Raw genomic sequence first — 12089 nt, forward strand, 5'->3', positions numbered from 1 at the left:
CCCGACTCACAGGTAGCCCGGTAGCGGGTCGTGGTCGAAGAAGATGGCGCCGGCGTTCTTGAAGGTGATCTCGCCCATGAAGGCATGCTGGGTGCAGAGCATCGAATCACGCAGAATGCGCGACAGCGGATGCCCGTTTTCGGCACCACTCATGCCACTGAGCTGATACACACAGCGGATTGCCTCGGCACATTCCCGCGTCAGATGGGTCGTGGACAGGCGCAACAGGTTGATCTGATCGCGGCTAGGCTCACCGCCGGCCTCGACAGCGCTCCAGGCCGCCTCGGTGCTCTCGTAGAAGAAGGCGCGGGCGGCGCGCACCTGGGCCTCGGCCTTTGCAAGGCCGATCTGAGCGTATTCGCGCTCCCCCAGGTTCGGCGCACCGGTGACCGATTTGCGGCCCCCGGCCATGGCCCGCATCACATCGAGCGCTTCACGTGCCAGGCCCAGCGTGGTCACGGCCAGCACCTGAGCGGCAAAGGCCAGTGACGGGTAACGAACAAAGGGCGCGTCGATGGTCGCGCTGGCACCGCGTACGAAGGTCCATTCCTCGGAGACGTAGGCATCGTCCACAACCAGATCGTGGCTGCCGGTGGCGGCCATGCCGACCATGTCCCAGGTGGGATCGACTCGCACCTGATCGGGCGGCAGCACGGCCATGCGTGGCGCAGCGCCAGGCTCGTCGGGCTGGATGCCGACACCGCACAGGGTCGCGCCCATGCAGCCACTGGCAAATTTCCAGCGTCCCTTGATGCGGTAGCCGTTATCGACCTTCTCGGCGGGATGTGGCGGAAAGATGCCACCGGCGAACACAACGTCCGGGGAGTCCTTCCAGATCCGGGTGATGGTGTCCCTGGGCAGTGCGGCCAGGTAGAAGGGATTCATGCCGAAACTCGCCACCCAGCCGGCAGAACCGTCGGCCGCCGAGATCGCCTCAACCATCTTCAGAAACTCGGCCGGGGATTTTTCGTCACCGCCGTAGCATTTGGGCACCAGGGCCCGGTAGACCCCGATGTCCTTGAACGCATCGATGATGTCCGCCGAGATATGGCGTTGCGCTTCAAACTCCTCGCGTCGACCACGGATATCGTCGAGCAGCGCATCGAAACGCACCTCGCCGCCCCATTGGGCTTTATCGACCAGGCTATACATACGCATCTCCTTTGATTGAGGGGGTTGCTGCCGAGCGCGCGAGCAGGTAGCGCGCGGCCTGGCAGACACCGGCGTCGTCGCCGCGTCGGCCGACAAGCTGCAGGCTCACAGGGCGGCCATGATCCGTCGCCAGCGGCAGGCTCAGGGCGGGATGCCCCGACAGGTTGAAAGGTCGCACCAGGGAGGAAACCGTCAGGTCCTGCTGCCCTTCTTCAGCAGCGGCGCGAGTCATCGGAAAGTGCGGCAGTGTCGGCAGCGCCAGCACCGCGTGCTCCTCGAGCAGCCGATCGACGCTGGCGACGAAGACACGACGTACTGCCTCGGCCTCACGTATCTCGGCGTCGCTGGTCTGGGCCGCTGCACGCAGGCGGCGCTCGACATCAGCTCCCAGGCGCCCGCTGTTGAGCCAGGCCCGGCAGGCGATATAGGTCTCGCGATTGATCAGTGCCATGCCCGCTGCGTAGGCCTCATCCATCTGCGGCAGAGCGCGCGTCGAACTGTCCAGCCCGGCGCCTTCCAGACAGGCGGCGACCGCCCCGCTGATCGCCGGGTCGGCGTGGACCTCCAGCGCGCCCAGGCTGGGCGGCGTGTCGTCAGCCGTGACACGGAACGTGGGGTCGACCGCTGCCATGAAGGCAATCAGCGTCTCGAGGTCGGCGCTCAGCGGCCCTACACAGTCGAGGCTGCTGTACGCGGGCATGGCACCCCGACGGCTGAGACGGCCAAAGGTCGGCTTGAGTCCGTAAACGCCGCAGCACGCTGCGGGGACACGAATCGAGCCGCCGGTATCGGTACCGATGCCGATGTCCGCCAGCCCCGCGGCCACTGCCGCGGCCGAGCCACTGGATGAGCCCCCCGGAATCAGGGCCGGAAAATTCGGATTGTCGGGCGTTCCGGTCCAGGCATTGAGCCCACTCATGCCGAACGCCAGTTCATGGAGGTTGGCCTTGCCGACGATGCGATACCCCGCGGCCAGAGTGCGCTCAACGATCGCCGCATGCTGCGTCGCCGCCGGGGCATCGGCCAGCGCCTGGCACCCGGCGCGAGTGGGGTAGCCGGCGATATCGATGCTGTCCTTGACCACAACCCGCAGGGGGCCGGTGCCGAGATCCAGAGAGTGTACGAGTGCGGCCATAAGCGTTTACTTTACCTATCACATGAAATTTCAAGTATTTGGATAAAAAAACGGGCTTCCATAGGCACTCGAACAACACGGACCACGCACCCGGGAGCCAACAACAGCGATGCGATACTCAACGACGATGACGAACGAACTGTCGTGGGTGCTAACGCTGTCCATGCATCCAATACAACCCATATCACATGAATTTTCAAGTAAAGTAAAACCATCTTTAGTCGCAACCTGGCTATCCCGATGGCATGCCTCCTTCACGGCCTCCCGTGCTTGCTGCGTTCAATCAGGAGCAGGATGACACCCACCGTGATTCACCGGCGCGCCGGGCGGCCCGCCCGACCCGGGCAGGGAGAAACAGGCAGGCAACCGGAGCAGACGTCTCAGTCCATCGTGGAGACCTGGGCGGTCGTGTCATCGTCGCTGCCCTTGTCCCAGTGCCGTAGCAGGGTTTCGACAAAGCGCTCCGCCGCGGGTGACAGGGCGCTATCTCGACGGCGCACCATGCCCAGGGTCCGCTTGACCAGCGGTTCAACCAGCGGACGCTGAACCAGTACCGGGTGCTCATCGTCGGGCATCGAAAGCCTGGGCACCGCAGCAACGCCCAGACCGACCTCAACCATGCCTAGCGACGTCGACAGGTGCTGGACTTCGTAAAACCAGGTCGGCCGATTGGCCAGCTCCGACAGCTCATGGTCCAGCAGCATACGATTACCACTCATCTTGCCGACCCCGATCAGCTTGTGCTGAATCAGCTCGGTCCAGGTGACCTGATCCTTGTTCGCCAGCGGATGGTCGCGGCGACAGACAAGCACGAAGGGCTCCACCACCAGGGGCGTAAAGAGAATGTCCGGGTGGTGTCCGCTCAGCATGTTGATACCGAACTCCGCTTCACCGCTGAGCACGGCCTCGAGCCCATCGTTGGCACTGAGGTCAAGCAGGCGGATGCGGATGTTGGGATAACGGGCGTTGTATTCGCGAATGACGGCCGGCAGGAAATAGAATGCGGCCGTGGGGATGCAGGCCAGCGTAATCTGGCCGATCCGGTTTTCGGCCAGCGCACGTATGTTGAACAGGGCATGATCGAACTCATCAACCAGCCGTTTTGCCTGAGGAAAGAAGTCACGCCCTACCGTGGTCAGGGACACGCTGCGTGTCGTGCGTGACAGCAAGGCGGTGCCCAGTATCGACTCGAGTTTCTTGATGCGTCGGCTCAGCGCCGGCTGGGAAAGATTCAGCGCCTCTGCCGCGCCCTGAAAGCTTTCCAGCTCTACTACCTTCAGGAAGGCCTTGATCTGCTGTAGCTCATAGTTCATTGGTCGAACCCGGCTGAACGGTGCATTAATTACCCCCTCACGCATTATTTAATTTATCTATTACTTTCAATTAGTTACGTTATATCGCCGCATATATGCATGAAACGCATCAATTAACTATATAGTTGCATTAGATAAGACATTCCATGCATGTCAGTTTGCCTTCCACCAGGGCCAGGTCAAGTGGCCACGATGAAAGGAGCAACGGATGAAAAGCATTCCCTGCGTGCTGATGCGCGGCGGCACATCAAAAGGCCCTCTGTTTCTCGGCAGCGATCTGCCCGAGGATGAGCACCTCCGCGACGAGATGTTGCTGGCGCTCATGGGGTCAGGCAACGAGCTCGAGGTAGATGGTATCGGGGGCGGTTATCCGCAGACCAGCAAGGTCGCGATCGTCTCGCCCTCCTCCGAGCCAGGCATCGATGTGGATTATCTGTTCGTTCAGGTGATGGTCGAGCAGCGCCGCGTCGATACATCCCCCAATTGCGGCAATATGCTCAGTGCGGTAGGTCCCTTTGCGATCGAGCAGGGGCTGGTAACGGCCTCGGGTGACACAACCCGCGTCACCATTCGCAATGTGAATACTCAAAGCATCATCGATGCCGACATTCAAACCCCGAACGGTCAGGTCACCTACGCAGGCGACACCCGGATCGATGGCGTACCGGGCTCGGCTGCACCGGTGTTGCTGTCGTTTCGCAATGTGGTCGGTGCCAAGACCGGCGCGCTGTACCCGACAGGACAGGCGCGGGACATCATTGATGGTATCGAAGTGACGTGTGTTGATGCCGCGATGCCCATGGTACTGATTCGCGCCGCTGACCTCGGCAAGCGCGGGGATGAAACACCGGAAGAACTCGATGCTGACCGTGAACTGCTGAAGACGCTCGAGTCCCTCCGACTGAAGGCGGGCCATGCCATGGGCCTGGGTGACGTCTCGAACAAGGTGATTCCCAAACCCGTGCTGATCAGTGCACCGCGTGAAGGTACGCTCCAGGTTCGTTATTTCATGCCAAGCCGATGCCATCGGGCGCTCGCGATTACCGGTGCTGTAGGCCTTGCGATTGCCTGCGCCGATGCCACCGGCATTACCAAGGGCCTTTCGGCAGCACCGAAGGACAACGGACTCATGGACTTCGAACACCCAAGTGGCGCCCTGTCGGTGATCAGCCATTGGACCGAGGGAGAACAGTGGCCGAGCTGTTCGCTGGTGCGGACCGCACGCCGCCTCTTCAGCGGCACCGTTTTTGTTCCGGACGAGACTGAAACGACAGTCGCTGGGTAAATTCACCTGAAAATCTCGCACGCCAGCCTGCTTACACGATTTTCATCCTTTCAATAAAAACCAGAAGAAGGGGAAAACATGCACTTCACAGTCACACCTTCACTGCGGTTTTATCGCCGATGTGCGCTGGCCTTCGTGCTCGCGCTATGCCCGTTCGCCGCCAGTGCCGACACCACGGCCAGTGACGAACCGGCCATCCCGGACACGCTGACCTGGACCGTACCGTTCGGCGTTGGTGGCGGAACGGACGTCTGGGCACGCTTCATGTCGCACTGGATGGCTCAGTCGCTGCCGGGCACGCCCGCCATCGTCATCAATAACGTGCCCGGTGGCGGATCGCTGACCGGCGCCAGCCTGTTCTACTCCCGAGCCAAGGACAATGGCGAGCAGATGCTGGTGACCTCGGCCTCGACGCAATACCCGGCCATGCTGAAGGACCCTCGTGTTCGGTTCGACTACGACAGCTGGACGCCGATCGTCGCAGCCCCGACCGGCGGCGTCGTCTATACGCAGCCGAAGTTCGGCAAAACGACCGACGAGATCCTGGAAGCCCTTCGAAACAACCCCACCAAGTTTGCGATGCAAACCCCGACAGGGCTTGAAATGCCCGTCATGCTGGCCTTTGACATGCTGGGACTTGCCGTCGAGCCGGTCTTCGGGATGCGCAGCCGTGGTGAGGGTCGCCTGGCATTCGAACGAGGCGAGGCAGGCGTCGATTTCCAGACCACATCGGCCTACTTCAGTAACGTTACCCCGTTGGTCAACGACGGCAAGGCTGTTCCGCTCTTCTCGCTGGGTGTCATGGATGAGGATGGCCATATCGTGCGCGACCCGGCCTTCCCGGACCTTCCCACGTTCAGCGAACTCTACCTCGCCCGCGAAGGCACCAGCCGTGACGATGTGGCCTATCAGGTCTTTCACAAGTTCTTCGCCAGCGGGTACGCGCTGCAGAAACTGCTGCTGATCCCGAAAGGCGTCAATCCCGACCTGATTGCGCGCTATCGCCAGGGGGCCCGCACGCTGATGAGCAACGACGATTTTCTTGCCGCCGCACGCAAGCAGATCGGGCCATACAAGCCGGTCGTGGGTGAAGTCGCCGCGAAGCAACTGGCTGCCGCAATGGAACTCAGCGATGCAAACCGGCAATGGGTCATCGACTGGCTCAAGGACCGGTACGGCGTCCGGGTCCTGACGAAGTAATGGACCGGACGCCCCTCAACAAGAAAAGAGGTAACAGACAATGATAAGTGCCTTAGTCACGAGCCTGAGTGAGGTGTTGAGCGTCTCGCATCTCATGTACATGGGACTTGGGGTATCGATCGGCCTGCTTGTAGGAATCATTCCAGGGCTGGGTGGCATTGCCGGTATGGCCCTGCTGCTCCCCTTTCTGTATGGCATGGAACCGGGGCTGGCCCTGGGCATGCTGATGGGTATGGTCGCCGTCATTCCGACAGGCGATACCTTCACGTCGGTACTCATGGGCATTCCCGGCTCCAGCGCGTCGCAGGCGACCGTGATGGACGGGTTTCCCCTCGCCAAGAAGGGTGAGGCTGCCCGGGCTCTCTCCAGTGCCTTTCTGTCATCGCTGTGCGGTGGCGTCATCGGTGCCATCGTACTGACGGGCTTTATTCTTATCGCCAGGCCCCTGGTGCTCACATTCTCCTCGGCGGAGCTTTTCGTGCTTACCCTGCTCGGGCTGGCAATGGTGGCCGTACTGTCCAGCGATAACCTGTACAAGGGCCTGGCCGCCTGCGGCCTTGGCCTTTTGGTCGGCGCCATCGGTACCGCACCGGCCACCGGTGAGTTCCGTCTGAACCTCGGGGTGGAGTACCTTTTCGATGGTGTGCCCCTGATCGTGGTCGGTCTGGCCATCTTTGCCCTTCCGGAAGTCGTGGACCTGTTGATTCGTCGGGGCAGCATCGCCCAGGAAACCACCTCGCTCGGTCACGGCTGGCGACAGGGCCTGCGCGATGTCAGGGATAACCGCGGCCTGGTGGCAAAGTGTGCCTGTATCGGAAGCATCATCGGTACCATTCCAGGGCTTGCCGGCTCGGTCGTGGACTGGATTACCTACGCCATTGCCGCCAAAACGGCGAAGGGTGAGAAGAACTTCGGCAAGGGCGACATCCGGGGTGTCATCGCGCCTGAGTCTGCCAACAACGCCTGTGCCTGCGGCGCCATGGTGCCGACACTGCTGTTCGGTGTACCCGGGTCGGGGACTGCGGCCATCTTCCTGGGTGGACTGCTGTTGCTGGGCCTTGAGCCTGGTGTGACCATGGTCACCACCAACCTTGATCTCACCTATACGATTATCTGGTCACTCGCGCTGGCCAATATTCTGGGGGCCGGGCTGTGTCTGATGCTTGCCCGCCCGGTAGCACAGGTCACACGTGTGCCCTTCGTGTTTCTCGCGCCCATCATTACCACACTGATCCTGTTTGCCGCCTTCCAGGCCACGCGGTCGCTCGGCGACTGGTATACCCTGATCGCCATCGGCGCCATCGGTCTGCTCTTCAAGCAGGCAGGGTGGTCACGTCCGGCGTTTCTGATCGGCTTCGTGCTGGCCCCTGGCGCCGAGACCTACTTCTATCAGAGCGTTCAGTTCCATGGCATGTCCGCCTTCATGCGGCCCGGCGTCATTGTCATTCTGTCACTGATCGTGCTGGCGTTTGCCATCCCGCTGATCAAGCGTGTCTATCAGAAGAAACACAAGACATCGCCAGCAGCCCTCGATGCCGAATCGTCAGCAGCCCTCGATGCAGAAAGCGCACCGCTCAATGACGCCGAGCCCACGTTCGGCCGGATCGACCTGACGCTGATCGTTGGCCTGCTTGCGCTCGCGGCCGGTGCCTGGTACGACGTCAGTGGCATGTCCACCATCGGCGGTATCTTCCCGATGCTGGCCATCGGGATCATGGCCATCGGGGCGCTTCTCGCCGGCGTACAGGCCCTGAGAGGCAACGTGCGCTGGGAACATCAACCGATCGGCCAGTCCATGGCGTGGCTTGCAGGTCTGCTTGCCTTCGTCGCCCTGGCATCGTTGTTCGGCTTTGTAGCCTGCGCCTGCCTGATGGCACTGCTGTTCATCCGCATCGTTGCCAGGGCGAACTGGGGCACCTCCCTGCTGGTTGCGCTGGGCATCGGCACCTTCCTGCTGACCATGCAGTCGTTGCTGAACCTGGAGTACCCGTCAGGATGGATTGATTCCCTGATGTACTAAGGGGCTGAATCGATCGACCGAGGCCAGCGGCATCTGAAAACAGGTGCCGCTGGCCTTTTACGTGGCTGAAAACCCGAGTCACCACAGACCGCCGCCTACCTCACTCTTCCTTGAAAGACAGACATGCAAAACTGCCCACGCCAGGCGTGGGCAGCGATCAGAAAAACACGGATATGCCGTGTCAGCCCTGGGCTCAACCGCGCTCGAAGAGGGCTTCTACCGATGCGCAGGACTCTCCGAAGGCTTCGGCCACGGCCGGGTGCGCCAGCGCGCCACCGGTCAGGTTCAGGCCGCGACGGAAATGTTCATCCTCGGCGAGCGCTTCCTGCCAGCCGTGCTCGGCCAGACGCACGATCCAGGGAAGCGTGGCATTGCTCAAGGCCTGAGTGGAGGTACGCGCCACGGCTCCGGGCATGTTGGCCACACAGTAGTGCACGATATCGTCCACGATGTAGGCAGGATCGGCATGCGTGGTAGCCCGACTGGTCTCGAAACATCCCCCCTGATCGATCGCGACATCCACCAGCACGCTGCCCGGCTTCATCATCGACAGCATCTCCCGGGTGATCAGCCGAGGGGCACTGGCGCCCGGCACCAGAACGGCGCCAACGATCAGATCGGAGTCACGCGCGGCCGCCTCGATGGCATCCCGAGTGGAGTAGACCGTACGCAACCGGCCCTGATAGCGCTGATCCAGCACTTCAAGGCGTGCCAGCGAACGGTCCAGCACCGTGACATCGGCCCCGAGCCCCAGAGCCATGCGCGCCGCGTTTTCACCCACGACCCCGCCACCGATCACCGTGACCCGAGCCGGGGCGACGCCGGGCACGCCCGACATCAGGATACCGGCACCGCCCTGGGCCTTTTCCAGGCAATGCGCGCCGGCCTGAACCGCCATGCGGCCGGCCACGCCGCTCATGGGGGCCAGCAGGGGCAGACCGCCGTGGTCATCGGTGATGGTTTCATAAGCGATGCAGGTGGCACCCGTCTTCAACAGCGAGCGCGTCAGCGCTTCATCGGCGGCCAGATGCAGGTAGGCAAAGAGTGTCTGATGTGCCTCAAGCCGCGCCACCTCGACCGGCTGCGGCTCCTTGACCTTGATGATCAGCTCCGCCCCGGCCCACAGCGCATCGACGTCCGACTCGATGCGCGCCCCGGCCTGTTCGTAGGCATCATCAGGGTAGCCGCTGCCGACACCGGCACCGCGTTCGACAGCCACGGTATGGCCCCGCTCGGTCAGCTCACGCACGCCGGCCGGCGTCATCGACACCCGGTACTCGTGATTCTTGATCTCCGCTGGAATGGCAATCTTCATGGTCCACTTCTCCTTGTTGGCCGTGTTTAAAGCGTAGAAACAACCAGGGATGACATGCGATGTTCCGGGTCAATTCGTGACCGCCAGAGTCATCACCACCGGACACCGGCCCGGGGCTGCTGCTGTGTGATGCAGTGAATATTGCCGCCGCCCAGCAGGATTTCACGGGCCGGCACGCCCACGATCCGACGCGTCGGAAACAGCGCGGCGAGTGCATCCCGCGCCTGATCGTCCCGGGCCGGGTCCAGCAACGGCATGATGATCGCGTCATTGGCCATGTAGAAATTCACGTAGGAGCCCGCCATGCGATCCCCGGCCAGACGCGGGCGCGAATGCCGCAGGCGGTCCACCCCATTGGCCTCGGCCTCATCGATGTAAAGCGGGCCGGGGGCGATGAGCTTATGGACGGTGAGCCGCCGCCCCCTTGCATCCTCCGCGGCGTCGAGCACGCGAAGCGCCTCGTGTGAAATGGCGTACTGTGGATCACTCGCGTCCTCGGTCCAGTTCAGCACCACCTCACCCGGCGCGATGAAACAGCACAGGTTGTCGACATGGCCGTTGGTTTCATCCTGATAGCAGCCCCTCGGCAGCCAGATCACGCGTGAAATACCCAGCAGTTCGGCCAGCGTTCGTTCGATCTCGGCCCGGCTGATGCCCGGGTTGCGGCTGGGATGGAGCAGGCACTCCTCGGTGGTGATCAACGTGCCCTCGCCGTCAACGTGAATGGCACCGCCTTCAAGCACCAGGTCGGTGGCAAAGCGCTCCACACCCAGCATCTCGGCGATCTTGAGCCGGATGCGGCAATCCTTGTCCCAGGGAAAGTAAAGCCCGTCACTCAGGCCGCCCCAGGCGTTGAAGGTCCAGTCGATGAGGGCGGACCGGCCCGATGGATGCGTCAGAAAGGTCGGGCCGACGTCACGCATCCAGGCATCATTGCTGGACAGTTCCACGACGCGGATATGCGCCGGCAACTGATGGCGGGCATTTTCATACTGACTGTCGCTGACCCCCATATACACGGTTTCACTCTCGGCAATGGCCGTGGCCACCGCCACGAACGCCTCCTGTGCAGGCTTGGCGCCCAGCCGCCAGTTATCGGGGCGCTCGGGCCACAGCATCCAGCAGGCCTCGTGGGGCTCGAATTCGCCGGGCATCCGAAATCCCAGCGCCCCCGGGACACGATCAGCGTGATTATCGTGGGTGTGATTCATGTTATTGGCGTCATGGGGCATAAGGGTCGACATGGCATGTCCTCAAAGGTAACCGGCAATCACGAACGCCACCGTCGCCACGCCTGCGGCGAGCAGGGCGTAGGGCAACTGCGTCAGCGCGTGGGCCATGGGGGTGCAGCCACTGCCCTGGGCAGACAGCACGGTCGAGTCGCCGTAAAAACAGGCGTGGCTGCCAAAGGCACTGGCTGAAATGAGCGCGCCGACAACCAGTGGCATGCTGGCATCCACGCTGATGGCCAGGGGCAGAATGATGGGTAGCGCGACGGCAAACAGCCCCCAGAAGGAACCGGTGGCGAAGGCCAGAAAGGCCATGGTCACGAACCCGATGGCAGGCAGCATCTGGGCGGTCATCAGCGGCTCGAGCGTTGTCACGACGAACTGGGTCAGGCCGAGGTCATCGTTGACCTCTTTCAGGACGAAGCCGGCGACCAGGGTGCCGAGCGGCAGGATCATCGACTTGAACCCGTCGAGCATGGTGTCAAAGGTATCGTTGAACCCCATCAGGCGCTGAGAAAGAATCAGCACCAGCATGACCGCGAGGGCCGCAATGACGCCGCGCAGAATATCGATATCGAAATACCAGGTAAAAAAGATCAGGCTGGCGATCGGCAGCAGAAAATTGATCAGGTGGGGCCGGCGCTCGTCATCATCGGCGATTTCGAGTGCGCTTTCCTCGGCGCCATCGGGGATGGGCTGGCCGGCGGCCGCACGCGCTTCGGCCTTTTTCATCGGCCCGATGGCCGGAATCCATCCCATCGCCACCAAAGGCACCACGATGGCCGCCACCCAGGCATAGAACATGTAGGGGATCGCCTCGATATAGAGCGACATGCCGTTGGTAGTGATCTGGTTGTCTTCCAGAAGGCCCGAGAAAAATACCGCCCAGGTCGAAAACGGCACCAGAATGCACACGGGCGCGGCGGTCGAATCAACGATATAGGCCAGCATTTCTCGAGACACGTTGAACCGGTCAGTGATCTTTTTCATCGACGCACTGATGGCCAGCGCATTGAGGTAATCATCGACAAAGATGATCAGCCCCAGAAACCAGGTGGCCAGCAGCCCCTGGCGACGGCCGTGAATACGTCGGGTGACAAGATCACCAAAGGTCAGTACGCCGCCGGTGCGCACCAGCAGGGCGATCAGACTGCCGAACAGGCCGCACACGAGAATGATCCAGGTTACGGTGTCGTTGCCCAGTACCGTCAGCACCGTATCCGATGCCTGGGTGACGATGCTGAACGGGTCGAGCATCAACATGCCGACCAGAGCTCCTGTCATCAGGGATTCAATGGTTCGTCGGGTAAAAATGGCCATGACCAGCACGACCAGTGTGGGAATAAGACTGGCAGGTCCAAAGGTATCCATCGTTTCGCCCTCTTACTGTGTTGTCATTGTTGGATCGTCGGGGCTGTAGGGCGGCGGACCGCCCTTGCT

Annotated in this window: 9 protein-coding genes; 3 read left to right on the top strand and 6 right to left on the bottom strand. The window is 61.9% G+C overall.

What is annotated here, in order from left to right; all coding sequences use genetic code 11:
• Nucleotides 1-6: 6 nt before the first annotated feature.
• From OQ287_RS14075 to OQ287_RS14085, 3 genes are all read right to left on the bottom strand, one after another.
• A complete protein-coding gene (locus OQ287_RS14075; RefSeq protein WP_265896862.1) occupies nucleotides 7-1152 on the bottom strand; it encodes an acyl-CoA dehydrogenase family protein in 1146 nt (381 codons plus the stop codon).
• Entirely contained in the window at nucleotides 1145-2287 is a 1143-nt protein-coding gene (locus tag OQ287_RS14080; RefSeq protein ID WP_265896863.1) for an amidase, read from the bottom strand. Before OQ287_RS14080 ends, OQ287_RS14075 begins: the two co-directional genes overlap by 8 nt.
• 380 nt (nucleotides 2288-2667) lie before the next feature.
• On the bottom strand, nucleotides 2668-3600 hold the full coding sequence (locus OQ287_RS14085; RefSeq protein WP_250938207.1) for a LysR family transcriptional regulator: 933 nt from the start codon (nucleotides 3598-3600) through the stop codon (nucleotides 2668-2670).
• A gap of 208 nt (nucleotides 3601-3808) precedes the next feature.
• Here OQ287_RS14085 and OQ287_RS14090 point away from each other — a divergent pair, with 208 nt between their 5' ends.
• From OQ287_RS14090 to OQ287_RS14100, 3 genes are all read left to right on the top strand, one after another.
• Nucleotides 3809-4885 carry a 4-oxalomesaconate tautomerase gene (locus OQ287_RS14090; RefSeq protein ID WP_250938206.1) on the top strand — a complete coding sequence of 359 codons (1077 nt, stop codon included), beginning with the start codon at nucleotides 3809-3811 and terminating at the stop codon, nucleotides 4883-4885.
• Between the two features lie 78 nt (nucleotides 4886-4963).
• On the top strand, nucleotides 4964-6085 hold the full coding sequence (locus tag OQ287_RS14095; RefSeq protein ID WP_250938205.1) for a Bug family tripartite tricarboxylate transporter substrate binding protein: 1122 nt from the start codon (nucleotides 4964-4966) through the stop codon (nucleotides 6083-6085).
• Nucleotides 6086-6125: 40 nt separating this feature from the next.
• Nucleotides 6126-8105, top strand: coding sequence for a tripartite tricarboxylate transporter permease (locus tag OQ287_RS14100; RefSeq protein ID WP_250938204.1), 1980 nt, complete (start codon nucleotides 6126-6128; stop codon nucleotides 8103-8105).
• 193 nt (nucleotides 8106-8298) lie between these two features.
• Here OQ287_RS14100 and ald read toward each other — a convergent pair whose 3' ends face one another.
• The 3 genes from ald to OQ287_RS14115 all read right to left on the bottom strand — a co-directional run bounded on the left by ald (nucleotide 8299) and on the right by OQ287_RS14115 (nucleotide 12020).
• Nucleotides 8299-9420 (bottom strand): alanine dehydrogenase, encoded by a 1122-nt coding sequence (gene ald, locus OQ287_RS14105; protein ID WP_265896864.1) that lies wholly within the window; start codon nucleotides 9418-9420, stop codon nucleotides 8299-8301.
• 92 nt (nucleotides 9421-9512) lie between these two features.
• Nucleotides 9513-10631, bottom strand: a complete 1119-nt coding sequence (gene aguA, locus OQ287_RS14110) for an agmatine deiminase (RefSeq protein WP_265896905.1) — start codon at nucleotides 10629-10631, stop codon at nucleotides 9513-9515.
• Nucleotides 10632-10673: 42 nt separating this feature from the next.
• Nucleotides 10674-12020, bottom strand: a complete 1347-nt coding sequence (locus OQ287_RS14115; protein WP_250938202.1) for a Na+/H+ antiporter NhaC family protein — start codon at nucleotides 12018-12020, stop codon at nucleotides 10674-10676.
• Between the last annotated feature and the right edge of the window lie 69 nt (nucleotides 12021-12089).

Source organism: Larsenimonas rhizosphaerae, from assembly GCF_026240105.1.
GTDB classification, from domain to species: domain Bacteria; phylum Pseudomonadota; class Gammaproteobacteria; order Pseudomonadales; family Halomonadaceae; genus Larsenimonas; species Larsenimonas rhizosphaerae.

Bases quoted from the DNA above. Each gene is read 5' to 3' on its own strand.
- OQ287_RS14080 (WP_265896863.1), bottom strand. From the start codon at position 2,287: ATGGCCGCACTCGTACACTCTCTGGATCTCGGCACCGGCCCCCTGCGG.
- OQ287_RS14115 (WP_250938202.1), bottom strand. From the start codon at position 12,020: ATGGATACCTTTGGACCTGCCAGTCTTATTCCCACACTGGTCGTGCTG.
- OQ287_RS14075 (WP_265896862.1), bottom strand. From the start codon at position 1,152: ATGTATAGCCTGGTCGATAAAGCCCAATGGGGCGGCGAGGTGCGTTTC.
- OQ287_RS14085 (WP_250938207.1), bottom strand. From the start codon at position 3,600: ATGAACTATGAGCTACAGCAGATCAAGGCCTTCCTGAAGGTAGTAGAG.
- OQ287_RS14090 (WP_250938206.1), top strand. From the start codon at position 3,809: ATGAAAAGCATTCCCTGCGTGCTGATGCGCGGCGGCACATCAAAAGGC.
- OQ287_RS14095 (WP_250938205.1), top strand. From the start codon at position 4,964: ATGCACTTCACAGTCACACCTTCACTGCGGTTTTATCGCCGATGTGCG.
- OQ287_RS14100 (WP_250938204.1), top strand. From the start codon at position 6,126: ATGATAAGTGCCTTAGTCACGAGCCTGAGTGAGGTGTTGAGCGTCTCG.
- aguA (WP_265896905.1), bottom strand. From the start codon at position 10,631: ATGAATCACACCCACGATAATCACGCTGATCGTGTCCCGGGGGCGCTG.
- ald (WP_265896864.1), bottom strand. From the start codon at position 9,420: ATGAAGATTGCCATTCCAGCGGAGATCAAGAATCACGAGTACCGGGTG.